39 protein-coding genes are annotated in these 24355 nt (G+C 44.4%); 37 read left to right on the top strand and 2 right to left on the bottom strand.

Features of this window, described 5'->3' with window-relative positions; genetic code table 11:
• Positions 1–14 precede the first annotated feature (14 nt).
• The 34 genes from rplB to M3636_RS27820 all read left to right on the top strand — a co-directional run bounded on the left by rplB (position 15) and on the right by M3636_RS27820 (position 20105).
• Positions 15–845 (top strand): 50S ribosomal protein L2, encoded by an 831-nt coding sequence (rplB, locus tag M3636_RS27985; RefSeq protein WP_145410594.1) that lies wholly within the window; start codon positions 15–17, stop codon positions 843–845.
• Between the two features lie 71 nt (positions 846–916).
• Complete coding sequence (gene rpsS, locus M3636_RS27980) at positions 917–1195, top strand: 30S ribosomal protein S19 (RefSeq protein ID WP_056697694.1); 279 nt, start codon at positions 917–919, stop codon at positions 1193–1195.
• A gap of 35 nt (positions 1196–1230) precedes the next feature.
• Positions 1231–1563, top strand: coding sequence for a 50S ribosomal protein L22 (rplV, locus tag M3636_RS27975; RefSeq protein ID WP_024633583.1), 333 nt, complete (start codon positions 1231–1233; stop codon positions 1561–1563).
• 15 nt (positions 1564–1578) lie between these two features.
• The gene (gene rpsC / locus M3636_RS27970) at positions 1579–2244 is read left to right on the top strand and encodes a 30S ribosomal protein S3 (RefSeq protein WP_056697698.1); all 666 of its coding nucleotides are present in this window, start codon (positions 1579–1581) and stop codon (positions 2242–2244) included.
• Between the two features lie 2 nt (positions 2245–2246).
• Entirely contained in the window at positions 2247–2681 is a 435-nt protein-coding gene (rplP, locus tag M3636_RS27965; RefSeq protein WP_017692082.1) for a 50S ribosomal protein L16, read from the top strand.
• Complete coding sequence (gene rpmC, locus M3636_RS27960; protein WP_017692083.1) at positions 2671–2868, top strand: 50S ribosomal protein L29; 198 nt, start codon at positions 2671–2673, stop codon at positions 2866–2868. The genes rplP and rpmC overlap by 11 nt, the downstream gene beginning before the upstream one ends.
• Positions 2869–2915: 47 nt before the next feature.
• Positions 2916–3182 (top strand): 30S ribosomal protein S17, encoded by a 267-nt coding sequence (gene rpsQ / locus M3636_RS27955; RefSeq protein WP_056697701.1) that lies wholly within the window; start codon positions 2916–2918, stop codon positions 3180–3182.
• A 35-nt stretch (positions 3183–3217) separates the two neighbouring features.
• Positions 3218–3586: a 50S ribosomal protein L14 gene (gene rplN, locus M3636_RS27950; RefSeq protein ID WP_056697703.1), complete on the top strand. Its 369-nt coding sequence runs from the start codon at positions 3218–3220 to the stop codon at positions 3584–3586.
• A 39-nt stretch (positions 3587–3625) separates the two neighbouring features.
• Entirely contained in the window at positions 3626–3979 is a 354-nt protein-coding gene (gene rplX / locus M3636_RS27945) for a 50S ribosomal protein L24 (protein WP_017692086.1), read from the top strand.
• 32 nt (positions 3980–4011) lie between these two features.
• Entirely contained in the window at positions 4012–4554 is a 543-nt protein-coding gene (gene rplE, locus M3636_RS27940) for a 50S ribosomal protein L5 (RefSeq protein ID WP_128103676.1), read from the top strand.
• 73 nt (positions 4555–4627) lie between these two features.
• Positions 4628–4813 carry a type Z 30S ribosomal protein S14 gene (locus M3636_RS27935; RefSeq protein WP_013312154.1) on the top strand — a complete coding sequence of 62 codons (186 nt, stop codon included), beginning with the start codon at positions 4628–4630 and terminating at the stop codon, positions 4811–4813.
• A 32-nt stretch (positions 4814–4845) separates the two neighbouring features.
• Positions 4846–5244: a 30S ribosomal protein S8 gene (gene rpsH, locus M3636_RS27930; protein ID WP_017692088.1), complete on the top strand. Its 399-nt coding sequence runs from the start codon at positions 4846–4848 to the stop codon at positions 5242–5244.
• Positions 5245–5274: 30 nt separating this feature from the next.
• Positions 5275–5817, top strand: coding sequence for a 50S ribosomal protein L6 (rplF, locus tag M3636_RS27925; RefSeq protein WP_017692089.1), 543 nt, complete (start codon positions 5275–5277; stop codon positions 5815–5817).
• A 117-nt stretch (positions 5818–5934) separates the two neighbouring features.
• Entirely contained in the window at positions 5935–6303 is a 369-nt protein-coding gene (gene rplR, locus M3636_RS27920) for a 50S ribosomal protein L18 (RefSeq protein ID WP_105406974.1), read from the top strand.
• Positions 6304–6330: 27 nt separating this feature from the next.
• Positions 6331–6828: a 30S ribosomal protein S5 gene (gene rpsE, locus M3636_RS27915; RefSeq protein WP_017692091.1), complete on the top strand. Its 498-nt coding sequence runs from the start codon at positions 6331–6333 to the stop codon at positions 6826–6828.
• A 12-nt stretch (positions 6829–6840) separates the two neighbouring features.
• On the top strand, positions 6841–7026 hold the full coding sequence (gene rpmD, locus M3636_RS27910) for a 50S ribosomal protein L30 (protein ID WP_017692092.1): 186 nt from the start codon (positions 6841–6843) through the stop codon (positions 7024–7026).
• Positions 7027–7069: 43 nt separating this feature from the next.
• Positions 7070–7510: a 50S ribosomal protein L15 gene (gene rplO / locus M3636_RS27905; RefSeq protein WP_128103675.1), complete on the top strand. Its 441-nt coding sequence runs from the start codon at positions 7070–7072 to the stop codon at positions 7508–7510.
• A complete protein-coding gene (secY, locus tag M3636_RS27900; protein ID WP_128103674.1) occupies positions 7510–8808 on the top strand; it encodes a preprotein translocase subunit SecY in 1299 nt (432 codons plus the stop codon). The genes rplO and secY overlap by 1 nt, the downstream gene beginning before the upstream one ends.
• A 90-nt stretch (positions 8809–8898) precedes the next feature.
• Complete coding sequence (locus M3636_RS27895) at positions 8899–9543, top strand: adenylate kinase (RefSeq protein WP_128103673.1); 645 nt, start codon at positions 8899–8901, stop codon at positions 9541–9543.
• 4 nt (positions 9544–9547) lie between these two features.
• Positions 9548–10300 carry a type I methionyl aminopeptidase gene (map, locus tag M3636_RS27890; RefSeq protein ID WP_128103672.1) on the top strand — a complete coding sequence of 251 codons (753 nt, stop codon included), beginning with the start codon at positions 9548–9550 and terminating at the stop codon, positions 10298–10300.
• Positions 10301–10310: 10 nt separating this feature from the next.
• Positions 10311–10619, top strand: coding sequence for a KOW domain-containing RNA-binding protein (locus tag M3636_RS27885; RefSeq protein ID WP_128103671.1), 309 nt, complete (start codon positions 10311–10313; stop codon positions 10617–10619).
• A 3-nt stretch (positions 10620–10622) separates the two neighbouring features.
• The gene (gene infA, locus M3636_RS27880; protein ID WP_017692098.1) at positions 10623–10838 is read left to right on the top strand and encodes a translation initiation factor IF-1; all 216 of its coding nucleotides are present in this window, start codon (positions 10623–10625) and stop codon (positions 10836–10838) included.
• Positions 10839–10990: 152 nt separating this feature from the next.
• Positions 10991–11104: a 50S ribosomal protein L36 gene (gene rpmJ / locus M3636_RS27875; RefSeq protein WP_003333770.1), complete on the top strand. Its 114-nt coding sequence runs from the start codon at positions 10991–10993 to the stop codon at positions 11102–11104.
• 20 nt (positions 11105–11124) lie between these two features.
• Positions 11125–11493: a 30S ribosomal protein S13 gene (gene rpsM, locus M3636_RS27870; protein WP_056697730.1), complete on the top strand. Its 369-nt coding sequence runs from the start codon at positions 11125–11127 to the stop codon at positions 11491–11493.
• A 19-nt stretch (positions 11494–11512) separates the two neighbouring features.
• Positions 11513–11908, top strand: coding sequence for a 30S ribosomal protein S11 (gene rpsK / locus M3636_RS27865; RefSeq protein ID WP_017692100.1), 396 nt, complete (start codon positions 11513–11515; stop codon positions 11906–11908).
• Between the two features lie 136 nt (positions 11909–12044).
• Positions 12045–12989, top strand: coding sequence for a DNA-directed RNA polymerase subunit alpha (locus tag M3636_RS27860; protein ID WP_024633566.1), 945 nt, complete (start codon positions 12045–12047; stop codon positions 12987–12989).
• 34 nt (positions 12990–13023) lie between these two features.
• Complete coding sequence (gene rplQ, locus M3636_RS27855; RefSeq protein ID WP_017692102.1) at positions 13024–13389, top strand: 50S ribosomal protein L17; 366 nt, start codon at positions 13024–13026, stop codon at positions 13387–13389.
• Positions 13390–13554: 165 nt separating this feature from the next.
• A complete protein-coding gene (gene truA / locus M3636_RS27850; protein WP_128104622.1) occupies positions 13555–14328 on the top strand; it encodes a tRNA pseudouridine(38-40) synthase TruA in 774 nt (257 codons plus the stop codon).
• Positions 14329–14534: 206 nt separating this feature from the next.
• Positions 14535–14972 (top strand): 50S ribosomal protein L13, encoded by a 438-nt coding sequence (rplM, locus tag M3636_RS27845; RefSeq protein ID WP_024633564.1) that lies wholly within the window; start codon positions 14535–14537, stop codon positions 14970–14972.
• Positions 14973–14991: 19 nt separating this feature from the next.
• Complete coding sequence (gene rpsI / locus M3636_RS27840) at positions 14992–15384, top strand: 30S ribosomal protein S9 (RefSeq protein WP_056697740.1); 393 nt, start codon at positions 14992–14994, stop codon at positions 15382–15384.
• 693 nt (positions 15385–16077) lie between these two features.
• Positions 16078–16770, top strand: a complete 693-nt coding sequence (locus M3636_RS27835; RefSeq protein WP_128103669.1) for a phosphoadenylyl-sulfate reductase — start codon at positions 16078–16080, stop codon at positions 16768–16770.
• A gap of 161 nt (positions 16771–16931) precedes the next feature.
• Positions 16932–18101 carry a sulfate adenylyltransferase gene (gene sat / locus M3636_RS27830; protein WP_251384650.1) on the top strand — a complete coding sequence of 390 codons (1170 nt, stop codon included), beginning with the start codon at positions 16932–16934 and terminating at the stop codon, positions 18099–18101.
• A gap of 69 nt (positions 18102–18170) precedes the next feature.
• The gene (cwlD, locus tag M3636_RS27825; protein ID WP_145410591.1) at positions 18171–18926 is read left to right on the top strand and encodes an N-acetylmuramoyl-L-alanine amidase CwlD; all 756 of its coding nucleotides are present in this window, start codon (positions 18171–18173) and stop codon (positions 18924–18926) included.
• A gap of 78 nt (positions 18927–19004) precedes the next feature.
• A complete protein-coding gene (locus tag M3636_RS27820) occupies positions 19005–20105 on the top strand; it encodes an Mrp/NBP35 family ATP-binding protein (protein WP_251384649.1) in 1101 nt (366 codons plus the stop codon).
• Between the two features lie 123 nt (positions 20106–20228).
• Here M3636_RS27820 and gerD read toward each other — a convergent pair whose 3' ends face one another.
• Positions 20229–20978: a spore germination lipoprotein GerD gene (gene gerD / locus M3636_RS27815; RefSeq protein WP_145410589.1), complete on the bottom strand. Its 750-nt coding sequence runs from the start codon at positions 20976–20978 to the stop codon at positions 20229–20231.
• Between the two features lie 125 nt (positions 20979–21103).
• On the opposite strand from gerD, the gene M3636_RS27810 reads away from it, so the two are divergent.
• Positions 21104–21721, top strand: coding sequence for a KinB-signaling pathway activation protein (locus M3636_RS27810; RefSeq protein WP_251384648.1), 618 nt, complete (start codon positions 21104–21106; stop codon positions 21719–21721).
• A 179-nt stretch (positions 21722–21900) separates the two neighbouring features.
• On the opposite strand, the gene pdaB is transcribed toward M3636_RS27810, so the two are convergent.
• Positions 21901–22677, bottom strand: coding sequence for a polysaccharide deacetylase family sporulation protein PdaB (pdaB, locus tag M3636_RS27805; protein WP_145410587.1), 777 nt, complete (start codon positions 22675–22677; stop codon positions 21901–21903).
• A 121-nt stretch (positions 22678–22798) separates the two neighbouring features.
• On the opposite strand from pdaB, the gene M3636_RS27800 reads away from it, so the two are divergent.
• Positions 22799–23416 carry a stage II sporulation protein M gene (locus M3636_RS27800; RefSeq protein ID WP_251384647.1) on the top strand — a complete coding sequence of 206 codons (618 nt, stop codon included), beginning with the start codon at positions 22799–22801 and terminating at the stop codon, positions 23414–23416.
• Between the two features lie 204 nt (positions 23417–23620).
• Positions 23621–23851, top strand: coding sequence for a hypothetical protein (locus tag M3636_RS27795; RefSeq protein WP_056697767.1), 231 nt, complete (start codon positions 23621–23623; stop codon positions 23849–23851).
• Positions 23852–24355 lie beyond the last annotated feature (504 nt).

The following is a 24355-nucleotide window of genomic DNA, read 5'->3' as shown; positions in this document are numbered from 1 at the left end:
AGGAGGGAAACCCAGTGCCAATCAAAAAGTATAAACCAACATCCCCGGCAAGACGGAATATGTCCGTTTCTACATTTGAGGAAATCACCACAGATAAGCCGGAGAAATCGTTGTTGGCCCCTTTGAGCAAACAAGCAGGCCGCAACAACCAAGGTAAAATTACAGTTCGTCACCATGGTGGTGGACACAAACGTAAATACCGTATCATTGACTTCAAACGTACTAAAGATGGAATACCGGGCCGCGTTGCTACAATTGAGTATGACCCGAACCGTACATCTAACATCGCTTTGATTCACTATGCTGATGGTGAGAAACGTTACATCATCGCTCCTAAAGGTCTGAAAGTTGGAGATCAAGTATTCTCCGGACCTGAAGCAGACATCAAAATCGGTAACGCATTGCCACTCGAAAACATTCCAGTAGGTACCGTTATCCACAACATCGAGTTGAAACCAGGTAAAGGCGGACAATTGGTTCGTGCTGCTGGTACAGAAGCTCAGTTGCTTGGTAAAGAAGAAAAATACGTTTCCGTTCGTCTCTCTTCTGGAGAAGTTCGTCGTATTCTAAAAGTTTGCCGCGCGACAATCGGATCTGTTGGTAACCAAGACCACGAGCTTATCAAAATCGGTAAAGCCGGTCGTAGCCGTTGGTTGGGACAACGTCCTGAAGTTCGTGGTGTGGTAATGAACCCTAACGATCACCCTCACGGTGGTGGTGAAGGTCGTGCTCCAATCGGACGTAAATCGCCAATGTCACCATGGGGTAAACCTACTCTTGGTTTCAAAACGCGTAAGAAAAATAAAGCTTCTGATAAATACATCATCCGTCGCCGCACGAAGTAATACACACTGTGCATAACTTCGTGAGGCATCTACGGATGCATAAAAGCTATGTTTGAAGGGAGGATCTCCACATGAGTCGCAGTTTGAAAAAAGGGCCATTCATTGATGGCTACATGCTCAAGAAGGTAGAAGAGATGGAAGCATCAGGCAAGAAGAACGTTATCAAAACCTGGTCCCGTCGCTCTACAATTTTCCCACAATTCATCGGACACACATTTGGCGTTTACGACGGTCGTAAACACGTGCCAGTGTATGTAACTGAGGACATGGTCGGACACAAACTGGGTGAGTTCGCTCCAACCCGTACGTACAAAGGCCATACTGATGATGATAAGAAAACAAGAAGATAAATGAACATCTTTAATGTTTGAGAGGAGGTTACACAATGGAAGCAAAAGCACATGCTAAGTTTATCCGGATTGCTCCTCGTAAAGTTCAACTCGTTGTTGACTTGATTCGCGGCAAGCAAGTAGGTGAGGCGGTTGCCATTCTCCGTCACACTCCGAAATCTGCTTCTCCAATCGTTGAGAAGTTGCTCAACTCCGCTATTGCGAACGCGGAACATAATTATTCTTTGGATGTTAATAACTTGGTTATCTCGCAAGCTTACGTGAACCAAGGACCGACAATGAAACGTTTCCGCCCTCGTGCAATGGGACGTGCAAGTCGTATTAACAAACGTACTAGCCACATCACTTTGGTGGTATCTGAAAAGTAAAAGGAGGGGAAACGTGTGGGCCAAAAGGTAAATCCAGTCGGACTTCGTGTCGGAGTTATCCGTGACTGGGAATCTAAGTGGTATGCAGGCAAAGACTTCGGCGATCTTTTGATGGAAGACGTGAAAATTCGTGAATTCCTGAAAAATAAATTGAAAGACTCCGCTATGTCTCGTGTTGAGATCGAGAGAGCGGCTAACCGCGTAAACGTAACGATTCACACAGCGAAACCAGGTATGGTAATCGGTAAGGGTGGATCTGAAGTAGAGAATCTTCGTAACCAAATTACGAAAATTGCTGGCGGTAAAAAAGTACACATTAACATCTCTGAAATTAAGAACCAAGACCTGGACGCAGTCCTGGTAGCAGAAAGCATTGCACAGCAATTGGAACGTCGTGTTTCTTTCCGTCGTGCTCTGAAACAAGCTATTCAAAGAACTATGCGTTCTGGCGCAAAAGGTATTAAAACTCAAGTAGGCGGACGTCTTGGCGGAGCTGAGATTGCACGTTCTGAAGGCTACAGCGAAGGAACTGTTCCACTGCACACACTGCGTGCTGACATTGACTATGGTACAGCAGAGGCTCATACTACTTACGGACGTATCGGCGTAAAAGTATGGATCTATCGTGGAGAGGTTCTTCCTACGGCTAAGAAACAAGCTGCTAAGGAAGGAGGCAACTAATCATGTTGGTACCAAAACGTGTAAAACACCGTAAGCAACAACGTGGACATATGAAAGGCCAAGCTAAAGGCGGAACTACGCTGAACTTTGGCGAATACGGTCTGCAAGCTACGGAACCGGCTTGGATTACGAACCGTCAAATCGAAGCGGCTCGTATTGCGATGACTCGTTACATCAAACGTGGTGGTAAAGTCTGGATCAAGATTTTCCCTGACAAACCAATCACTCAAAAGCCTCTCGAGGTTCGGATGGGTAGCGGTAAAGGTAACGTAGAAAAATGGGTTGCAGTAGTGAAACCAGGTAAGATCATGTTTGAACTTGCTGGTGTACCGGAGGAGATTGCACGCGAAGCAATGCGTCTTGCCGCTCACAAACTGCCAATCAAAACGAAGTTCGTGAAACGTGAAGAATTGGGTGGTGAAGCAAATGAAAGCTAGTGAATTTCGCAACCTAACCTCTGCTGAAATCGAGCAAAAGATTGCCGGATTTAAAGAAGAACTCTTTAACCTCCGCTTTCAACTCGCTACCGGTCAGCTGGATAACCCGACTCGAATCCGTGATGTGCGGAAAGAAATAGCTCGTGCTAAAACCATTATCCGTGAAAGAGAATTGGGAATCGGTTAATTAGGGTCGGATATATAATCCGTCCGTAATCAGGAAGGAGGCCAACAATGAGCGAAGAACGTAACGCACGTAAAGTGCAAACTGGTAAAGTAGTCAGTGATAAAATGGATAAAACGATTGTTGTTGCTGTAGAAACCTACAAAAACCACAAATTGTATCATAAGCGCATTAAGGTTACTAAAAAGTTCAAAGCGCATGACGAAGAAAACACTGCGAAAATCGGTGACACGGTGAAAATCATGGAGACTCGTCCGCTTTCGAAAGATAAACGCTGGAGACTTACTGAAGTCGTAGAAAAAGCGGTTATCATCTAATGCATATACAGCATAGCTGAAAGGAGGAATTCTAAATGATCCAACCATTTACACGATTGACTGTAGCCGACAACTCCGGCGCGAAGGAATTGATGTGTATCCGCGTACTCGGCGGTACTGGACGTCGTACAGCTCAAATCGGTGACTTGATCGTTTGTTCTGTAAAACAAGCAACACCAGGCGGCGTTGTCAAAAAAGGTGATGTAGTTAGAGCGGTTGTCGTTCGTACTAAACGTTCTATACGTCGTAAAGACGGTTCCTACATCGGTTTTGATGAAAATGCAGCGGTTGTTGTCAAAGACGACAGAAGCCCTCGTGGAACACGTATTTTCGGACCTGTTGCTCGTGAACTTCGCGACAAAGATTTCATGAAAATCGTTTCCTTGGCTCCAGAAGTTATCTAAAGCTTAATCTCGTGATGTTAGAAACAGGAGGTGTACGAAATGCCAAGAGTGAAAAAAGTTCTGGAATCCCATAACAACAAACTTCACGTTAAAAAGGAAGATACGGTTATGGTGATCAGCGGTAAAGACAAAGGTAAAAAAGGCCGTGTCATCGCTGCTTATCCTCGTGAGAACCGCGTCCTTGTGGAAGGTGTTAACATGGTGAAAAAACACCAGAAGCCTAACCAGCAAAATCCGCAAGGCGGCATTATCGAGAAGGAAGCTCCGATTCACGTTTCAAACGTAATGCACATCGATCCAAAGAGCGGAAAAGTAACCCGTGTTGGTTACAAAGTGTTGGATAACGGAAAGAAAGTGCGCGTTGCTAAACGTTCCGGAGAAATTATCGACTAATTGAACCGAATGAGAAAGGAGGGCTATGATTCATGGCATCAAGAATGAAAGAACGTTACCTGCAAGAAATCGCTCCTGCTTTGATGCAGAAGTTCAACTATACAACGGTAATGCAAGTGCCGAAAATCGAGAAAATCGTTATCAACATGGGTGTGGGCGACGCTGTCCAAAACTCCAAAGTGTTGGATTCCGCAGTAAACGATTTGCAACTGATCGCAGGTCAAAAACCTGTAATCACTCGTGCTAAAAAATCTATCGCAGGTTTCAAACTGCGTGAGAACATGCCTATCGGTGTGAAAGTGACATTGCGCGGCGAGCGTATGTACTACTTCCTCGATAAATTGCTTAACGTAACACTTCCACGTGTCCGCGACTTCCGCGGTGTATCAAGCAAAGCTTTTGATGGTCGTGGTAACTATACACTGGGTCTTAAAGAGCAATTGATCTTCCCAGAGATCGAGTATGATAAAGTAGACAAAGTCCGCGGTATGGATATTGTCATCGTAACAACGGCGAAAACAGACGAAGAGTCCCGTGAGTTGCTCACGCAACTGGGAATGCCTTTCGTTAAATAATGTTGGCATAACGTTTCCGGGTGTCTGGAAAGACTCCCTTTTCTCCGAAATTATTTAGGAGGTGTCAGGCTAAGTGGCAAAAACTTCGATGAAAGTTAAACAACAACGTACACCAAAGTTTAAAGTACGTGCTTATACACGCTGTGAGCGTTGCGGACGTCCACATTCGGTACTGCAGAAGTTCAAAATTTGCAGAATTTGCTTCCGTGAATTAGCTTATAAAGGCCAGATCCCTGGCGTGAAAAAAGCAAGCTGGTAAAAAGTCCTGAACGGGAAGGAGGTTAACTCACAATGACTATGTCTGATCCAATTGCAGATATGCTTACTCGTATTCGTAACGCGAACACTGTTCGCCACGAAACAGTAGAAATGCCTGCTTCGACAATGAAAAAACAAATCGCCGATATCCTGAAGCGTGAAGGTTTCATCCGTGATGCTGAAGTTATCGATGATAACAAACAAGGGATTATCCGTGTTTTCCTGAAATACGGTCAAAATAACGAGCGCGTTATCACTGGTCTGAAAAGAATCAGTAAACCTGGTCTTCGTGTTTACACGAAAAGCAACGAAGTACCTCGTGTACTTGGTGGCCTGGGAATCGCGATCATCTCAACATCCAAAGGTATCATGACTGACAAAGAAGCTCGTCAATCAAAATCCGGCGGCGAAGTAGTCTGCTACGTTTGGTAATATAACGTCACAAGATAGGAGGTGCAACATATGTCTCGTATTGGTCGCAAACCAATTACAGTACCAAGTGGTGTGGACATCACACTGGACAACACCGTTATTACGGTAAAAGGACCAAAAGGAACTCTGACTCGTGAACTTCATAAAGACATGAAGGTTACAGTTGAGAACAACGAAATTACAGTTGTGCGTCCTTCCGATAACAAAACTCACCGTTCTTTGCACGGCACAACGCGCAGCGTTGTAAACAACATGGTGAGCGGCGTTACTGAAGGATTCGCAAAATCTCTGGAGCTGGTTGGGGTCGGATATCGTGCAAGCAAATCCGGAGATAAAATCGTTCTGAACGTTGGATATTCTCACCCGGTTGAAATTACACCGGAAGCGGGAATCGAATTCGAAGTTCCTTCGAATACGAAAATCATCGTTCGCGGAATCGACAAAGAGCGCGTAGGAGCTTACGCTGCTAAAATTCGTTCCGTTCGTGAACCTGAGCCGTACAAAGGTAAAGGTATTAAATATGAAGGCGAGCGTATCATCCGTAAGGAAGGTAAAGCCGGTAAGAAGAAATAAGATTTCTCTTACCGCCTTTGCGCGGCTTTCGGCTTGCTTGCTTCGTGTGTTTCTAATATACCCCGTGGCTTCTGCTTTGAAGCCAGCGAGGTAACCTGAAAGGAGTGAATCCCTGAGATGATTACGAAACCAGATAAAAATAAGGCTCGTCTGAAAAGACACCTTCGTGTTCGTAAGAAAATCCAAGGAACGGCAGCACGTCCACGTTTGAACGTATTCCGTTCTGGTAAACATATGTATGCTCAAATCATCGATGATGTAGCTGGTGTAACAATCGCTTCCGCGTCTACCGTAGACAAAGAATTGAGCAGCGACATTCAAAATGGTGCATCTGTTGAATCAGCTCGTAAAGTTGGCGAACTCGTTGCTAAACGTGCGAAAGATAAAGGTGTTTCCAACATCGTATTTGACCGTAGTGGTTATCTGTACCATGGTCGTATCGCAGCATTGGCTGAAGCGGCTCGTGAAGCAGGACTTGAGTTTTAAGATATTTTTCAAAAGGAGGTTAACGACTTGCGTGTAGATCCGAATACTTTGGAACTGACTGAAAGAGTTGTAAATATTAATCGCGTAGCTAAAGTAGTAAAAGGCGGACGCCGTTTCAGCTTTAGCGCACTGGTTGTAGTCGGCGACGGCAACGGCTGGGTTGGAGCTGGTATCGGTAAAGCGGGCGAAGTACCTGATGCAATTCGCAAAGGTATTGAAGACGCTAAGAAAAACCTTGTACACGTTCCACTCGTAGGAACATCGATTCCTCACTTGGTAACAGGTAAGTTCGGCGCAGGACGCGTGCTGTTGAAACCAGCATCTGAAGGTACTGGTGTTATCGCTGGTGGTCCTGTACGTGCGGTTCTCGAACTTGCTGGTGTGGGTGACATTTTGACAAAATCTCTGGGTTCTTCGAATTCCATGAACATGGTCAATGCGACTTTGGAAGGTTTGTCCCGTTTGAAGCGTGCTGAAGACGTGGCTAAACTGCGCGGAAAATCCGTCGAAGAGCTTCTGGGTTAGGAGGGAATTCTCATGGCTAAATTAGAAATTACCCTCGTCCGTAGCTTGATCGGACGTCCGGAGACGCAAAGAACAACTGTGAAAACATTGGGATTGCGCAAAATCAACAGCAAAGTGGTTCAAAACGATAATCCTGCCATCCGTGGTATGATTAACAAAGTAAGCCATCTGGTAGCTGTAAAAGAAGTAGAAGCTTAATAACGGGTTAATCCCACAAATCTTTAAGGAGGTGCAACGAACGATGAAGTTACATGAGCTTTCTCCATCTCCTGGATCTCGTAAAGAGCGTAAGCGTGTTGGTCGCGGTCCAAGTAGTGGTACAGGTAAAACATCAGGTCGCGGTCACAAAGGACAAAACTCTCGCTCTGGCGGTGGTGTTCGTCCAGGCTTCGAAGGTGGACAAAATCCATTGTATCGTCGATTGCCAAAACGTGGTTTCGTAAACCCAACTCGCAAAGAATATGCAGTTGTGAATACTGAAGACCTGAACAGTTTTGCTGCGGGTACTGAAGTAACTCCAGAATTCTTGATGACGAATGGCGTAGTTAAAAACGCTAAATCCGGAATCAAAATCCTGGGTAACGGTGAAGTCACTGTGAAGCTGACTGTTAAAGCTAATAAGTTTTCTCAATCTGCGGTGGAGAAAATTGAAGCTGCCGGCGGTACAACCGAGGTGATTTAATGTTCAAGACCCTAAAGAATATCTGGCGGGTTGAGGATCTGCGCAAAAGGGTATTATTTACCCTTTTTGTACTGATCATTTACCGCATCGGCTCCTTTGTTCCCGTTCCGGGTGTTAACAAAGATGTGTTCGAAGCGACAAATTCTGCGGGTAAAGAAGTTTTTGGACTTCTCAATACGTTCTCGGGTGGAGCACTGTTCCAGTTCTCGATATTTGCACTCGGGATCGTACCTTACATCACTGCGTCTATCATAGTACAGTTGCTTTCCATGGACGTTATTCCTAAATTAGCGGAGTGGGCTAAGCAAGGTGAACAAGGTAAGAAGAAATCAGCACAGTTGACCCGTTACTTAACGGTAGGATTGGCATTGATTCAAGCGTTTGGTACGTCGATCGGATTCAATCGCTTGTACAACACTGACATGATTCCTAATGCAACTTTTGCAGATTATATCTTGATTGCGATTGTACTTACGGCCGGTACTTCATTCCTGATGTGGCTTGGTGAGCAGATCACCGAGAAGGGCATAGGAAACGGGATTTCGATTTTGATCTTTGCGGGTATCCTATCAACGGTGCCTAACATTATCAAACAAACGATTGAGTCCGACTTTATCCAACCTGATCAGTTGTTCATGAACATTCTCAAGGGTGTAATCATCGCAATTGTTATTGTGCTGATCATCATTGGTGTCATTTACATTCAGCAGGCGATTCGGAAAATTCCTGTACAGTACGCTAAACGTGTCGTAGGTAACAAAATGTACGGTGGACAGAATACACACATCCCGCTGAAAATTAATGCAGCAGGTGTTATCCCTGTCATCTTCGCATCATCGCTGTTGATGTTCCCAACGATTATCGCCAACTTCTGGGCAGATCGCGTTTGGGCACAGTGGATCGGTCAGAATCTGACTACACACAAACCTCTTGGTATGTTGCTGTATGTTGTGATGATCTTCGGTTTCACATTCTTCTATACTTTCGTACAGATGAATCCTCAGCAGATGGCTGATAATATGAAAAAGAACGGCGGTTACATCCCAGGCATTCGTCCGGGTAAAGCAACCGAGAAATATCTGACCCGTGTCATGACTCGTTTGACAATGGCCGGAGCCATCTTCTTGGCAGTCATTTCCGTTCTGCCTGTATTCTTAGGGGCACTTTCTGGTTTGCCTCAATCAGCGCAAATTGGAGGAACATCCCTCCTGATCGTTATCGGTGTTGCGCTGGATACGATGAAGCAAATCGAAAGCCAATTGATCAAACGCCACTACAAAGGTTTTATCAATAAATAGGCAATAGGTACCGGTCGAGTGAAGATTTACTTGCCGGCACCTATTGTGCTGTTTGTTGATGTAGGGTAGTCTTGGAGGGAGTGACATAACGTGAACATCCTATTCATGGGCCCTCCGGGGGCAGGAAAAGGAACGCAAGCAGAAGTCATCGTGAAAGAGTTCGGTATTCCCCATATTTCAACAGGCGATGCATTTCGCCTTGCGATCAAACAGGGAACTCCCATTGGTTTGAAAGCCAAGGAATATATGGATCAAGGATTGCTTGTACCAGATGATGTTACAATCGGCATCGTTGAAGAACGATTGCAGCAGCCTGACTGCAGAGAAGGGTTTCTCTTGGATGGTTTTCCAAGAACCTTGTCTCAAGCAGAAGCGCTCGATGGCATTCTGGATCGACTGAATTCAGGTCTTGATCATGTGATTAACCTGAAAGTGGATCGCAACAAACTGTTGGCTCGTTTAACGGGTCGTCGGCTTTGTAAAAATTGTGGAGCCACGTATCATGTCGTATTCAATCCGCCGAAGCAGGAAGGTATTTGTGATAAATGCGGCGGAGAGTTGTACCAACGCTCTGATGATAATGAAGAGAGCGTAGGCACGCGTCTGGACGAGTATATCAACAAAACAGCACCACTCCTCACGTTTTATGAGAACAAAGCTCTTCTTCGTCAAATGGATGGAGAGCAAGATATCGATCAAGTTTCTCAACAAATCGTGTCCTTACTGAGAGGTTAATTGAATGATCATTGGTAAGTCAGAAACGGAACTGGGTTTGATGCGAGAGGCAGGGAGAATAGTTGCGGAAACGCATCGTCTCTTAGCAGAACATATCTCACCCGGTATTACGACTGGAGAACTTGACCATATGGCCGAACAATTTATCTGCAGTCAAGGAGCTGTGCCGTCTTTCAAAGGTTATAACGGTTTCCCTGCCAGTGTGTGCGCTTCAGTGAATGAAGAGTTGGTGCATGGATTTCCCGGCAAACGCAAGTTGAACGAGGGCGATATTGTTACGTTTGACATCGGCGCGCAGTACCAAGGGTATCACGGAGATTCAGCCTGGACTTATCCAGTTGGCCGTATTTCTGAAGAAGCCCGTCGTCTCCTAGAGGTTACGGAGGCTTCATTGTACGCAGGTCTGGCGCAAGTGAAACCTGACGTTCGCTTGTTTACAATATCTCATGCGATTCAGAAATATATTGAGGATGCTGGTTTTTCGGTAGTACGTGAATATGTCGGTCACGGCATAGGAGCCAATCTACATGAGGAACCACAGATTCCGAACTATGGTCTTCCTGATCGGGGGCCACGGCTCAAAGCGGGCATGGTGCTGGCCATAGAGCCGATGGTTAACGTAGGTAGACGGTATGTAAAAACGTTGGAAGATAACTGGACTGTCGTAACTGTCGATGGATCGTTATGTGCCCACTTTGAACACACCGTAGCAGTTACACCAGAAGGCATGGAAATTTTCACAAAACTGAATGCGTAGGTGATAAGGCATGAATAATCAGTCTAATCCGCAGCTCGGTCAACTTGTGAAGATCCGTAAAGGCCGCAATGCGGACCAAGCCGCAGTAATTGTTGCTATAGCGGACGCGAGGTTCGTATATATTGCGGATGGAGACAAACGTAAGTTTGATCAACCTAAGAAGAAGAATATTCTTCATCTTGAGCTCCAACCAATGATTAGCAACGAGGTCGTAAACAGTTTAAACGAGAGTGGTCGGGTGACAAACGGAAAGCTTCGCTATGCGGTGCATTCGTTTCTGGAATCCACCAACATTCAAGCTGAAGAGAAAGGAGACTGACTAATGGCTAAGGAAGATGTCATTGAAGTGGAAGGTACGGTTCTTGAACCGCTACCGAATGCAACGTTCAAAGTTGAGCTTGAGAACGGTCATCAAATTCTCGCTCACGTTTCCGGAAAGTTGCGGATGCACTTCATCCGTATCCTGACTGGAGACAAAGTAGTTGTTCAGTTATCGCCTTATGATTTAACAAAAGGTCGTATAACTTACCGTAAATAGTAGTAGACAGTTGCAATGAACTGTGAAGCTTATGAAGCGGGTTTTGCCCGGCAAAACTTGCGAAAGCTTCGAAGCCGGTTTTACAATAGTAGAACAAGGTCAATGCTTACGAAGAGAGTTTTGCTAAGCAGAACTTTGAGGAGGTAATTCACATGAAGGTAAGACCTTCGGTCAAGCCGATTTGCGAAAAATGCAAAGTCATTCGCCGCAAAGGGAATGTAATGGTTATCTGTGAAAATCCGAAACACAAACAAAAACAAGGTTAATGAAGGGGGTGTAGCGTAAAATGGCACGTATAGCTGGTGTGGATTTGCCACGTGATAAGCGCGTTGAGATCGCCTTGACTTATATTTTCGGAATCGGTAAAACGACTTCCCAGAAAATTCTGAGCTCTACAGGCATCAATCAGAACACTCGTGTTCGTGATTTGACGGAAGATGAAGTCAGCAAATTGCGTGAAAGTATCGACAAAGAGGTCAAAGTTGAAGGTGACCTGCGTCGTGAAATCTCTTTGAATATTAAACGTTTGACGGAGATCGGTTGTTACCGTGGAGTTCGTCATCGTCGTGGTCTGCCTGTTCGTGGACAACGTACGAAAACGAATGCTCGTACTCGTAAAGGTCCTCGTCGTACAGTAGCGAACAAGAAGAAATAATAAGGGGGGATAAGAGAAAATGGCTAAACCGAAAAAAGTCGTACGTACTAAACGTCGTGACCGTAAAAATATTGAATCTGGCGTGGCACATATCCGTTCCACTTTCAATAACACTATCGTTACTATTACGGATCCTCACGGAAACGCAATTTCGTGGGCAAGCTCCGGCGGCCTCGGATTCAGAGGTTCCCGTAAATCGACTCCGTTTGCTGCACAAATGGCTGCTGAGACTGCTGCCAAAGCTGCAATGGAACATGGGATGAAAGCCGTTGAGGTTATGGTTAAAGGACCAGGCGCAGGCCGTGAAGCAGCGATCCGCTCTTTGCAAGCTGCTGGTCTTGAAGTTAACCTGATCAAAGACGTAACTCCAGTCCCGCATAACGGATGCCGTCCTCCAAAACGTCGTCGTGTCTAATGAGATTTGCCCCTGCGTGTGGTATACTTCCGGCACAATCTGCTAATAATGGTTGTTTAGGCATAGTACTGCATGTTTTCGCAAGAGAAGGTAAATGTTTCATAGAGGACCGACGTTTTGAAGGAGGGGTATTGCAGTGATTGAAATCGAAAAGCCGAAAATTGAGACGGTAGACGTCAACGATGATGGCACCTATGGGAAATTCGTAGTAGAACCGCTGGAACGTGGATATGGTACGACGCTTGGAAACTCGCTTCGCCGAATCCTACTTTCCTCACTGCCGGGTGCGGCAGTGTCTTCGGTTCAAATCGATGGCGTTCTGCATGAATTTGCTACAGTTCCTGGCGTAATGGAAGATGTAACGGAGATTATTCTTAACCTGAAAGCTTTGTCGCTTAAGATTCATTCCGACGAGGAGAAAGTTCTCGAGATTGATGCTGAAGGCGAAGGAGCAATTACGGCAGGAGATATCCGTGCTGACTCCGATGTGGAAATCCTTAATCCGGATCTTCACATTGCTACGCTCGGACCAGGTTCGAGACTTCACATGCGTATTTTTGCCAATCGCGGTCGCGGCTACGTCCAGGCAGATCGGAATAAACGCGATGACCAGCCGATCGGCGTCATCCCTGTCGATTCCATCTTCACCCCGATTAGCCGCGTAAACTACGCTGTGGAAAATACGCGTGTTGGCCAAGTGACCAACTATGACAAGCTCACGTTGGAAGTTTGGACTGACGGAAGTATTCGTCCTGAAGAGGCTGTAAGCCTCGGCGCTAAAATTTTGACCGAGCACTTGATGCTCTTCGTGGGTCTTACAGACGAAGCGAAAGATGCAGAGATCATGGTCGAAAAAGAAGAAGACAAAAAAGAAAAAGTACTCGAAATGACGATCGAAGAGCTGGATCTCTCTGTTCGTTCCTACAACTGCCTCAAACGTGCTGGTATTAATACCGTACAAGAGCTGACTACGAAAACAGAAGAAGACATGATGAAAGTCCGTAACCTCGGACGTAAGTCTTTGGAAGAAGTTCAAGAGAAGCTTGAGGAGCTTGGTTTGGGACTCCGTACAGAAGAATAGACAGCCGAGTGCTTGAAGTGAAGGAGGGAAAACAATGGCATACCAAAAGTTGGGCCGTAATTCCAGCGCGCGTAAAGCTTTGTTCCGTGACCTGGTAACCGACCTGTTCTTATACGAACGCATTCAGACAACTGAAGCGAAAGCAAAAGAGGTTCGCTCTATTGCTGAAAAACTGATCACTAAAGCGAAAAAGGGAGATCTTCACGCCCGTCGCCAAGTGGCAGCTTATGTTCGCCGCGAAACTATCGATGGTGAGCAAGATGCAATCCAAAAACTGTTTAGCGAATTGTCCGGTCGTTACGCTGAGCGTCCAGGTGGATACACTCGTATCCTGAAACTGGGACCTCGTCGTGGTGACGCAGCGCCAATGGTTTACTTGGAACTGGTAGACCGCGCGTAAAACAGATGAGATGAGGAAAGGGGACAGAGTCAACGATTCTGGGTTAACCCTTTTTTTCTCTTCATTTCGGAATTCGTGCTGTAATTGAAGCTCCGTAAGGGGCTTCTTTTGCTGTTCGGGATAGGGATATGTATTTGTATAGTATGGAACAAAGGTGTGGTTATGATGCGCAACTTATGTATGACGGTAACTTACGATGGAACAGCCTATTACGGCTTTCAAGTACAGCCGGGAGGTAATACCATTCAGGACCATCTTGAAGATGCCATTCGTGCATTAACCGGTGAGACTGTTAAAATTACGGGTTCAGGCCGAACGGATGCAGGCGTACACGCTCGCAGACAAATCTTCAATTTTCCTACAGAGTCACAGATTCCAACTGAGCGTTGGTGTATTGCACTCAACTCCAGATTACCAGCGGATATTGTCGTTATTGATGCATTGGAAGTGCCGGCGGATTTTCATTCTCGCTATGCAGCGAAAAAGAAGACGTATCGGTACACGGTTAATGCGAATCAATTTCCGGATGTTTTCAACAGAAGACTGCAATATCATCACCATGCCAAACTGGACACTGCGGCTATGGAGGAGGGACTGCGTCACTTTATAGGTACGTATGATTTCACGTCCTTTGCTTCACGCAAGTCTCAGAAAGAGAATCATGTACGTTCGGTATACGAAGCATGGATGGAAGTAGACCGTTCAATGTGTAGGGATCATCCGCGCGATCAAGGCGTCATTCACATTTATGTGAGTGGTAACGGCTTTTTGCAGCATATGGTTCGTATCATTGTTGGTACGCTGCTGGAGATCGGAGAGGGCAAACGGAAAGCCTCTGATGTACCGAATATGATTGCTGCATGTAATCGATCTGCTGCAGGACCTACTGCTGTTAGCTGCGGTTTAATGCTCTGGGATCTTGAATACAAAAAAGATTAAATTTGGTGAGTAAAAAGCTTAATTAACACTTGCGATTTGGTCTCCTATCATGTAATATAAAAGTTGTGTTTTCTTAATGGCTTTCCCACAGCCCCAATTAAGAGGTTCACATTGCAACAACTAATCCATCAACACCTAAAGTTATAACTTAATGAACGAAGATAAATGAAAATGATGATTTTGAACATTTTAAGGAGGAAATTTTCATGCGTACTACGTACATGGCGAAGCCTAACGAAGTTGAGCGCCAATGGCACATCATTGATGCTGAAGGCAAAACCCTCGGACGTTTGGCGAGCGAAGCAGCTGCTTTGATCCGCGGCAAACATAAGCCACAATTCACTCCACATGTGGACACTGGCGATTTCGTTGTTATCATCAATGCTGAGAAAATCGTATTGACTGGTAAAAAAATGCAAGGTAAGAAATACTACCGTCACTCGATGCACCCAGGTGGTTTGAAAGTAACTACTGCTGAAGAGATGGTTAAAAACAAACCTGAACGTATGTTGGAATTGGCTGTTCGCGGTATGCTTCCAAAAACTCGCATGGGCGAGAAAATGAAGCTGAGACTTAAAGCGTACAGAGGCACTGAGCATCCACATGCAGCACAAAAACCAGAAGTTTACGAACTTCGCGGCTAATTAAAAGGAGGACAGTTTCATGGCACAAGTACAATACTATGGGACAGGTCGTCGTAAACATTCGGTAGCACGTGTTCGCCTTGTACCGGGTGAAGGACGCATTGTCATCAATAAACGTGATATTAATGAATACTTCGGTTTGGAAACACTCAAACTGATCGTAAAACAACCACTGACTTTGACAGAAACGCTCAGCAACTATGACGTTTTGGTTATCGCTCATGGTGGCGGAATCTCCGGTCAAGCCGGCGCTATCCGTCACGGTATCTCTCGCGCTCTGTTGAAAGCAGATCCTGAGTACCGTGCATCCCTGAAAAAAGCAGGATTCCTGACTCGTGACCCACGGATGAAAGAACGTAAAAAATACGGTCTCAAAGCCGCTCGTCGCGCTCCTCAGTTCTCCAAACGTTAATATGCATTACAAGCCTCTGGCCTCGGCCAGGGGCTTTTTTGTGTCTAAAATATCTACAGCTTGTGGAGATCAATTATATTCTCTTACGCTCTGTGGCATCCTGTTTCCTTCACCGGGTTATGGTTATATCTACGTAGTTCATTATAGAGTTCCATCTCCATATGAACATGCTCCTTCGCACACATTAGATCATACAAATTACTTGAGCTGTTCAATACTTCATCACATAAATACAAAACATTAAACTGACTTATCAATCCATCAGTCTTTCTTATAGTTTCAATAAAACTCGCTTACATATCTCTGAGCAATCACTGATCTTATTTCTAAGTTTTAACACATCTAACCGTCACTACGGCTAGACATTATAGACAGGGAGAAGACTGTCACATTAATTCCTAAAATGTCTGTAAACCCAATAGGGGCAAAGGATTACAGGCGGTCACCATAAGTGATGTATTGACTTAGTATGTGCTGAGTTGATTCACATCTATTGCTTTCGATAGGGTTAGTGGGCAACTGAATCCCTATTTAGTGGCTCATTTACAACGTCTAAATGAAACGATATATGCTCTTTTTTACCATATGGCAGGCATTGACATCCCCTACGAAAGATTTATACTAAACATAATTCATATTAGATTAGTCGGCTTTAGATTTAGATTTACAATTGTTGAATGGGGGAAATACCAAATGAACTTGCTTGAAAAAGAGGAACTTGCCCGGAAAAAAGCTGAGGAATTAGAATCTGCTAGCCCAGAAGATATTATTCGTTATGCAGTTGAGACGTTTCCAAACATTACATTTGCATGCAGCTTTGGTGCGGAGGATGTTGTATTAGTAGATATGCTGCAAAAGATTAGTCCATCCACGGATGTGTTCTACCTGGACACGGATTTTCATTTTAAAGAAACGTATGAAACTCGGGACGTTATGCAAGAAAAATACAATTTAGATTTTGTCCGTGTATCACCTAAAATTACGCCTGAAGAGCAAGAGGCAGCGCATGGAGCGGAGTTGTGGAAATCGGATCCGAATGCATGCTGTAATATCCGTAAGGTAGAGCCACTGACACGTATACTATCTCAGTATGATGCTTGGATTACAGGTATACGTCGAGATCAAGCACCTACCCGTGCTAACTCCAAGAAAGTGGAGTATGATACGAAATTTGGTCTTATGAAATTCAATCCAATCGCTCACTGGACTTCGGAGGATGTATGGGACTACATTCGTGCTAACAATGTCGTCTACAATCCATTACATGATCAGAATTACCCGAGTATTGGATGCGAGTATTGTACACGTCAAGTCATGCCTGGAGAAGATCCACGTGCGGGACGCTGGTCCGGTAATGACAAGACTGAGTGTGGACTGCATAAATAATTTTCATAATGTAAGCAATAACAATAGTAAATAAATGGTACACTTTATAAGCATATGGCTCGTTTATAACAACCTATGAGGTTTCCGTAACCAAACCAGTAATTGACTTCTGTGATACTTTTTCATTGTGGTAATTAATATTGAAATAGGGAGCTGACAAGATGACTTCAATTCTGCCTCATGGAGGTACGCTAGTACAGCGTGTCGTACAAGGAGAAGAACGGGAACAACTACTACGGGAAAGTGAGACACTGCCTTCACTGCACATCAACACATGGACGATCTCTGATTTAGATCTGATTGGTGTGGGGGCGTTCTCCCCACTGACGGGTTTCTTGAATGAGGAGGACTATCTCTCTGTTGTATCGCGCATGCGGTTGGCAGATGGCACGGTATGGAGTATCCCGATCACTCTTGCTGTAGACGACCAGCGCGCTGCTGAGCTGCAGGTGGGACAAAGGGTAGCTTTGGTGGGGCAAGATGATGGAGTCACTTATGGCTTGTTGGAAGTTCAGAGTGTATACAAGGTGGATCAGGGTGAAGAAGCACGTAAAGTGTTCAAAACAGACGATCCAGAGCATCCAGGTGTGAAAAAATTACTGGAGCGACCTGCAACGTATGTGGGAGGTCCAATTCAAGTGTTAAATCGCCCTAAACCAGCGAAATTTGAGCAATTTTATTTCGATCCTGCTGAGACTAGGAAGACCTTTCAGGAGAAGGGATGGAGAACAGTAGTTGGTTTTCAAACCCGTAACCCAGTTCACCGTGCACATGAGTACATTCAGAAAAGCGCGATGGAGATCGTGGATGCCTTGTTCCTTAATCCGCTGGTAGGTGAAACGAAGTCTGATGACGTTCCAGCCAATGTGCGCATGAAGAGCTACTTGGTGTTGCTGGAGAACTATTATCCGGCTGATCGTGCCTTTCTAGGTGTGTTTCCAGCGGCCATGAGATACGCGGGGCCACGTGAAGCGATTTTCCATGCTATGGTGCGTAAAAACTATGGTTGTACCCATTTTATAGTTGGTCGTGATCACGCTGGCGTTGGTGATTATTACGGTACCTATGAAGCACAAGAGATTTTCTCCAACTTTACAGCTGAAGAGCTGGGGATTACGCCGCTGTTCTTCGAACATAGCTTCTTTTGTACCAAATGTGGTAATATGGCTTCCAGTAAAACTTGTCCACACGGTAAAGAGCATCATATGACGTTGTCTGGAACTAAGGTACGTGGATTGCTTCGTAATGGAGAATGCCCACCACCTGAGTTTACACGTCCAGAGGTAGCTGAGATACTGATTGAAGGAATGGCTGAGCAAGTCCAGTCCTAAAGGTTATATTTGTCCATCTTGTCCCATATAGATGATTAGAGTCATTTATAGGGGCGAGGTGGTTTTTTAATGCGTAAAAATAGGGGAAAACATTTTGTTGTTTGGATACGTCTGCGTACGGTAAAAAGAATACTGTTAAGTCTGTGTTTATTGGCGATGTTAGTAGGTGTAGCCACATATGAGATTCCTTCATCCAAAACGTCCGGATACTGGAGCTTGCCTCTTGCAGGCAAAGTTATCGCTATTGATGCTGGACATGGTGGACCAGATGGGGGAGCAGTCAGTAAGCAGGGCGTAATTGAGAAGGACATTAACCTTTCCATCGCCCTATATGTGAGGGACTACTTACAACAGGCAGGTGCTTTGGTCGTAATGACACGAGAGATCGATACAGATCTTGCTGAAGCGGATACAAGAGGTTACTCCAAACGTAAAACAGAAGATCTGAAACAACGAGTTAGACGGATTGAGGACAAGCAAGCAGATCTGTTTATTAGCATTCATATGAATAGCGTTCCTTCTAACCGTTGGAGCGGGGCACAAGTATTTTATACACCTAATCATGCTGACAATGAAGGGTTAGCGAATCTGCTTCAGCAAGAGATGATACGGAATCTGGAAAACACAGATCGGATCGCCAAAACGGTAAATACCGTGTACTTACTACAGGCGTTGAAGATTCCTTCTGCTCTAGTGGAAGTAGGTTTCCTGTCTCATCCAGAAGAGGCACGAATGCTTGCAGATGAAACGTATCAGCGCAAAGTTGCAGCCTCCATATATAACGGGATTCTTCGATATTCCTCAGGAGAACGCCCGAAAAGTTAGTCACAATCAGACCGGTAATGATATAATTGATACCGCATACTTAATACATGCCAATAGATAAAGCTGAGGTGCTGTCTGATGTTATCAAAAGAACAGATACTTGAACTATTGCAACCATTACAAGAACCACAATTGGGAGTTAGTCTGACCGAACTGCAGTGGGTTCGCGATATTATGGTGAAAGAACATCGTGTAGCCATTACACTCGTGACGTTGGACAACCAGCCCGAGGATACAACAGCTCTAAGTGATGCTGCGCGCAATCTTTTGTCCCAGCATGGAATAGAGGATGTACATATTCGCTTTCGGGCAGCGTCTGAGCATGAACGTCAGAACCTTTCAGAAGGGGATATTGAACAAGACCCAAGTGACGAAGAAGTTCTCGTCAAAGGCCATGCAGCAGGTTTGGGTGGACACGAATTGTTGAGCCCTGAATCTGGTGTACGTTACATTGCAATTGCAAGTGGTAAAGGTGGCGTTGGTAAATCCACTGTGACGGTGAACTTAGCAGTCGCTCTGGCTCGTCAAGGTAAAAAGGTCGGCTTAATTGATGCAGACATATATGGCTTCAGTGTTCCGGACATGATGGGGATTGAAGAGTATCCCGTTGTAGAAGATGGGATTATTCAGCCAGTAGAACGATTCGGTGTTAAAGTTATGTCGATGGGATTCTTTATTCGTGAGAATAATCCTGTGATTTGGCGCGGGCCTATGTTAGGTCGAATGCTTCGTCAGTTTTTTACCGATGTGAATTGGGGAGAACTCGATTACATGTTACTTGATTTGCCTCCAGGAACGGGTGACGTTGCACTAGATGTACATCAGATGATACCCCATAGCAAAGAGATTATCGTCACTACCCCGCATGCAACAGCGGCTTTTGTGGCAGCACGTGCAGGAGCGATGGCCATTCAGACCGAACATGAGCTGCTTGGTGTCGTCGAGAATATGGCGTATTATGAATGCGGGAGTTGTGGAGAAAAGGACTATGTATTTGGTCGTGGAGGCGGTGGGCAGCTTGCTGAAAGCTTGCATACAAGTCTACTTGCTCAGATTCCACTTGGAGCACCAGATAACCATATCTCTGAGCCAGACTTCTCACCATCCGTTTACAAAGCAGATACTCCTATTGGAACGATATATGCTGAAATCGCAAAAGAGATTGAAACTAAATTTTAAATTTTAGTCCGAATTTCCTTTGTCGAAGCGATAGCTACGAGTTAAAGCCCTGCATCTATAGATGCGGGGCCTTTGATTATACATAACCGTCTATTTCATACGATATCACTTAAACCAGTATTTCTATGATCCGCCACCCGAGTCCCCACCGCCCCCATCACCTGAACCACTATCTTGTCCTTGACCGTCTTGTTGCTGTTGTTGATCATCCTTCTGTCCTCCGCCACTTTCCACCTTAGGTTGAAGCTCGTCCTGAACGACTTTTTTCAACAAAGTTAGAACTTCCATACGGAATAAAGGATTTTGCATCACTTCTTGCATGACGGTCATCGTTTGTTTACGATAATCAGGCGTTTTAGTCATGTCCATGAACATCTTGGAAACTTCAGGAGATTTCATAATATCTGAGATAGATTTTTGATACGTTGGATCTTTGATTAGTTCCATGTGTAATTGTTTACTTTGTGAATTGACCACTTTGGCGAACTCACCTGCAAATTGTGGATCGGTCATAATTTTCTCGAATTCCTTCTTGTATTCTGGAGCTGTTATGGTATCCTTTACCGCAACACGAATCTGTTCCTGAGATTGCATAGGCATCAGCATTTTCATACCGATTGTACCAGACCCGCCACCACCGCCACCTTGCTCAGAGCCACCGCCTTCTCCACCGCCGCCAGAAGAGCTTTGACCAGTGAGAGCTTCTTCCACCGCTTTTTTTCCCTCATCACTTTTGAGGATGTCCACCACCATGGTTTTCATCTCTTTATAACTGCCTTGAGGAGGCGAATAATTCTGATCAGAGCCGCAGCCGGCGAGCAGGGCGGATAGTCCAAATAGGACACAACATAACTGCCACAATGGCCGTTTCATGTGCACAACCCCTCCTTGATTAGATACTGGATGTAGTATGTGATGAGAAAGCCGTAAATATGTTGATCGGAGATGGTTTTTTGCTGAGAAGGTTGGTAAAATAAAGTCTCGGGGGTGGAAAACATTTGAATTTACGGAAATGGTTTTTCCTATTTTGGACCGCGTTGTTGATCGGAGCGGCGGGATCATTAGTAACAGGACTAACAATGATGTTGTTAAATGGAGAAAAAACGAATGGATTTGCTGATTTTATGTTATATCTGCTCATTCTTTTTGGCTCCGGAATTATGATTAGTGTATATTCGCAGATGGGCTTCTTTGCATATTTAATTTTGAATTATATGGGTAAAGGCGTGTTTCCCAAACGGGGCTGGCAAATTGTTCAGATCATACTAACAGTCTTGGCTTTACTTGATGTGATGTTCTTGCGGCTGTTTGTGGGGGAGGGGCGAGAGCCTATATCTGATATTGTCCTTGGACTCATTATTTTAGCAGCAGCAATTGTTACCGCTTACGTGAAGGTTAAGCAAACAAACATTTCTGCACTTGTGCCGACCCTTTTCTTTATGATTGCTGTAACAGCTGTAGAGACGATTGGGGTATTACGCATAGATTCAAATGCAGCGACCATATTTATTGTGGTTCCCTTACTAATGTGTAATGCATACCAAATGCTGATATTGCACAAATTGGTCGATTCACCTTCAGAACAAGCTGTTACTGGAAAGGTAGAGCAGGTGTGAAATGGTCAGAAGCATGTTTTTGATTTTCTTATAATAACAAACCCAAAAAGAGCTAACGTTGGTTAGCTCTTTTCATTTGCCACGAATAGCATACAATGTGTAATTTTGATCTATAACGTCATTGCAGTTATTGTAATACATGAGCATTTCATTGAGATATAACGTAACTTGGCAGCGTATTATTGTGCACTAGCTTGATCACGCACCTCTGTACCTTTAGTGCTGGAGTGATTCAACAATTCGGAAACCGTGACAAACTCATACCCTTGATTCCTAAGTTTATCAATAATTACAGGTAAGGCTTCATGCGTTTGTTTAGATGAGTCACTGGCGTGCAGCAAAACGATATCTCCTGGATGAGCTTTGCTGACTACACGATCAACAATGGTTTGTACACCGGGGTTTTTCCAATCTTGAGAATCAGTATCCCATTGTACGACCTGGTAGTTCAAACTACTCGCAACCTGGAGAACACGTTTGTCAAAATCACCATTGGGCAGTCGCAATAAATTCGGTTCTTTACCCGTTAAATCGGTTAAAATGCTATGAGCTGTCGAAATTTCCTTACGGATCTCTTCCTCTGTCAGGCTGCTATAGTTTTCGTGTCTGTGCCCATGGCTCCCGATTTCGTATCCCGCTTCCTTAATTGAGGTTACGATTTCAGGATGTGTTTTACTCCATGGTGAGGAGAGGAAGAAGGTAGCCTTTTCAATCTTGTTCTCTTTCAGCACCTTAAGGATGGGTTCGGTTCGCTTATCCCCCCAGCTAATGTCAAACGTAAGTGCAATTACTTTTTTTTCTGTTGGAACACTGTAGACTGCAGAAGGTGTATCCTCTGAGAACACAGAAACGTTGCCGCTCTCCAGATAGATTATTCCGATAGCAAACACGGCAGCAGCCAGCACAATCAGGTAACGTTTGATCTTTTTGCCGCTAAATACATAGAACGAGTTCATTTCAATAAGCGCCCCTCTCCCATAAGAAATGCTTGTTTACTTCCCAATGTATGCTCGTACTGCTTAGTTATTCGTATCTAATGTTTGTTTGTCCATTAACTTATTTACTTAGGAGGTCGTTATGCTTAAATTTAGTACTTTTCTAAAAGATCTGGGATCCATCCGGAATGCGTTAATCTGGTCAGTTGCACTATTTGTGATTGGAATAAGTGTAGGGTGGGTGAGTACTGGGCCACTAGAAGAATTACTTTTGAATCAAATTGGGGGATTAAGAGAAGTGAGTGAGCGTTTGGAGCAAGGGGGGAATGTGCAGTTAAACTTCTTCCTGTTCATTTTCTTCAACAATGCAATCAAAAGTGTACTTGTGATCTATGCCGGCATATTCTTTGGCATTCTGCCAATTATTTTTCTACTGATCAACGGAATGGTTATTGGGTTCCTTGTGCACACCACGATGAATTATGGAGCAAGTTTCTATGATATCGTTATTAAAGGATTGCTCCCGCATGGGATTATCGAAATACCAGTGATCATTATTGCTTGTGCATTCGGCCTAAAGTTCGGGGGACTAGCTACCAAAAGTCTCATGCAGCTTGGTGGATCGAAAAGACACTTGCTCGGTAAGCAGTGGGAAGTGTTTCTGCGTAGGACATTAACAGCATCTTGTTGGGTCATTATTTTGTTGCTCGTTGCAGCGATCATTGAGAGCACGATTACCTACAGCATCGTGCGAGGATAAATTTGTATGGAATGACATTCATAATTTTTCAGAAAGTTGACCATAACAATAAAACGGGTTCAGGTACAACCTCCACGTTAACTTAATTGGGGTTGTACTACTAACCTTACGCGATTCGATAAAGGTCTGTTTGCTAGATAGGCATAACATCAGACAACTACACACGAGCGCGTATTATCCATATGCAGAAAAAGGAGAACTCTAATGCTGGGTATGCTGTTTAACGATAAGGAGTGCAAGGAGCTAGACTATGTACTTCGCAAAGAGCTTGATGAAATGTTATTCGACCTAAGTGATAACCGTCTTGACCAAGAAATCAAATACGCTATTGCGAGTCGCTACAAAACGGTATTTCGGATGTATGCACGTTTTGCTCCGCCAAAAGAGTTATCTAAGTATGCGAGGGGCGGGAAATTAAAAAAATCAAAGCCATGAAGGTTGTGCTCATAGTCAATCAATGGTTATTAGGATAAAAGGGGTGCGGCATGTATAGCTAACGCTGTACCTCTACATCATGATGAGGAAGACCAATGAATAAAATGTCGAAAAAGGGTTGACCGTTTCTGATATATATGATAAATTAATTTTCGTTCCTTTTTTAGGACAAGTTCACCGAAACAAGTGCTGAAATGAAGAGTTTGAAAAGTTGTAAAAAAAGTACTTGCAAAAAAAACGGTGGTATGATACATTATAAAAGTCGCCGCTGAAAATGTGGTTGACACAAAAATGAGTAACATGATTCAAGTTTGATCTTTGAAAACTGAACAACGAGTGAGTAACGATCTTGCTTGCGAGATCGACGCTGAGAAATCGTACATGTCTTCGGACTGGATGATTTCGAAGCACAAATGAGATTTTTAATCTCGTCAGATTCAAAATGAGCTAATCGCTCTTTTCAATACTTTATTGGAGAGTTTGATCCTGGCTCAGGACGAACGC

This window comes from Paenibacillus sp. MER 99-2 (assembly GCF_023714095.1).
GTDB lineage: Bacteria > Bacillota > Bacilli > Paenibacillales > Paenibacillaceae > Paenibacillus.
This window is presented reverse-complemented; position numbering and strand designations above follow the sequence as displayed.

What these genes read in the sequence shown, in the direction of transcription:
- rplR (WP_105406974.1), top strand. Translation starts at nt 5,935, where the DNA reads ATGATTACGAAACCAGATAAAAATAAGGCTCGTCTGAAAAGACACCTT.
- rpsQ (WP_056697701.1), top strand. Translation starts at nt 2,916, where the DNA reads ATGAGCGAAGAACGTAACGCACGTAAAGTGCAAACTGGTAAAGTAGTC.
- rplN (WP_056697703.1), top strand. Translation starts at nt 3,218, where the DNA reads ATGATCCAACCATTTACACGATTGACTGTAGCCGACAACTCCGGCGCG.
- infA (WP_017692098.1), top strand. Translation starts at nt 10,623, where the DNA reads ATGGCTAAGGAAGATGTCATTGAAGTGGAAGGTACGGTTCTTGAACCG.
- sat (WP_251384650.1), top strand. Translation starts at nt 16,932, where the DNA reads ATGACTTCAATTCTGCCTCATGGAGGTACGCTAGTACAGCGTGTCGTA.
- rplV (WP_024633583.1), top strand. Translation starts at nt 1,231, where the DNA reads ATGGAAGCAAAAGCACATGCTAAGTTTATCCGGATTGCTCCTCGTAAA.
- gerD (WP_145410589.1), bottom strand. Translation starts at nt 20,978, where the DNA reads ATGAAACGGCCATTGTGGCAGTTATGTTGTGTCCTATTTGGACTATCC.
- M3636_RS27835 (WP_128103669.1), top strand. Translation starts at nt 16,078, where the DNA reads ATGAACTTGCTTGAAAAAGAGGAACTTGCCCGGAAAAAAGCTGAGGAA.
- rplX (WP_017692086.1), top strand. Translation starts at nt 3,626, where the DNA reads ATGCCAAGAGTGAAAAAAGTTCTGGAATCCCATAACAACAAACTTCAC.
- rplF (WP_017692089.1), top strand. Translation starts at nt 5,275, where the DNA reads ATGTCTCGTATTGGTCGCAAACCAATTACAGTACCAAGTGGTGTGGAC.
- M3636_RS27795 (WP_056697767.1), top strand. Translation starts at nt 23,621, where the DNA reads ATGCTGGGTATGCTGTTTAACGATAAGGAGTGCAAGGAGCTAGACTAT.
- cwlD (WP_145410591.1), top strand. Translation starts at nt 18,171, where the DNA reads ATGCGTAAAAATAGGGGAAAACATTTTGTTGTTTGGATACGTCTGCGT.
- rpmC (WP_017692083.1), top strand. Translation starts at nt 2,671, where the DNA reads ATGAAAGCTAGTGAATTTCGCAACCTAACCTCTGCTGAAATCGAGCAA.
- rpmJ (WP_003333770.1), top strand. Translation starts at nt 10,991, where the DNA reads ATGAAGGTAAGACCTTCGGTCAAGCCGATTTGCGAAAAATGCAAAGTC.
- rpmD (WP_017692092.1), top strand. Translation starts at nt 6,841, where the DNA reads ATGGCTAAATTAGAAATTACCCTCGTCCGTAGCTTGATCGGACGTCCG.
- rplO (WP_128103675.1), top strand. Translation starts at nt 7,070, where the DNA reads ATGAAGTTACATGAGCTTTCTCCATCTCCTGGATCTCGTAAAGAGCGT.
- rpsK (WP_017692100.1), top strand. Translation starts at nt 11,513, where the DNA reads ATGGCTAAACCGAAAAAAGTCGTACGTACTAAACGTCGTGACCGTAAA.
- truA (WP_128104622.1), top strand. Translation starts at nt 13,555, where the DNA reads ATGCGCAACTTATGTATGACGGTAACTTACGATGGAACAGCCTATTAC.
- rplM (WP_024633564.1), top strand. Translation starts at nt 14,535, where the DNA reads ATGCGTACTACGTACATGGCGAAGCCTAACGAAGTTGAGCGCCAATGG.
- rpsS (WP_056697694.1), top strand. Translation starts at nt 917, where the DNA reads ATGAGTCGCAGTTTGAAAAAAGGGCCATTCATTGATGGCTACATGCTC.
- pdaB (WP_145410587.1), bottom strand. Translation starts at nt 22,677, where the DNA reads ATGAACTCGTTCTATGTATTTAGCGGCAAAAAGATCAAACGTTACCTG.
- rpsM (WP_056697730.1), top strand. Translation starts at nt 11,125, where the DNA reads ATGGCACGTATAGCTGGTGTGGATTTGCCACGTGATAAGCGCGTTGAG.
- rplE (WP_128103676.1), top strand. Translation starts at nt 4,012, where the DNA reads ATGGCATCAAGAATGAAAGAACGTTACCTGCAAGAAATCGCTCCTGCT.
- map (WP_128103672.1), top strand. Translation starts at nt 9,548, where the DNA reads ATGATCATTGGTAAGTCAGAAACGGAACTGGGTTTGATGCGAGAGGCA.
- M3636_RS27800 (WP_251384647.1), top strand. Translation starts at nt 22,799, where the DNA reads ATGCTTAAATTTAGTACTTTTCTAAAAGATCTGGGATCCATCCGGAAT.
- rpsH (WP_017692088.1), top strand. Translation starts at nt 4,846, where the DNA reads ATGACTATGTCTGATCCAATTGCAGATATGCTTACTCGTATTCGTAAC.
- rpsI (WP_056697740.1), top strand. Translation starts at nt 14,992, where the DNA reads ATGGCACAAGTACAATACTATGGGACAGGTCGTCGTAAACATTCGGTA.
- rplP (WP_017692082.1), top strand. Translation starts at nt 2,247, where the DNA reads ATGTTGGTACCAAAACGTGTAAAACACCGTAAGCAACAACGTGGACAT.
- M3636_RS27885 (WP_128103671.1), top strand. Translation starts at nt 10,311, where the DNA reads ATGAATAATCAGTCTAATCCGCAGCTCGGTCAACTTGTGAAGATCCGT.
- M3636_RS27820 (WP_251384649.1), top strand. Translation starts at nt 19,005, where the DNA reads ATGTTATCAAAAGAACAGATACTTGAACTATTGCAACCATTACAAGAA.
- secY (WP_128103674.1), top strand. Translation starts at nt 7,510, where the DNA reads ATGTTCAAGACCCTAAAGAATATCTGGCGGGTTGAGGATCTGCGCAAA.
- rplQ (WP_017692102.1), top strand. Translation starts at nt 13,024, where the DNA reads ATGGCATACCAAAAGTTGGGCCGTAATTCCAGCGCGCGTAAAGCTTTG.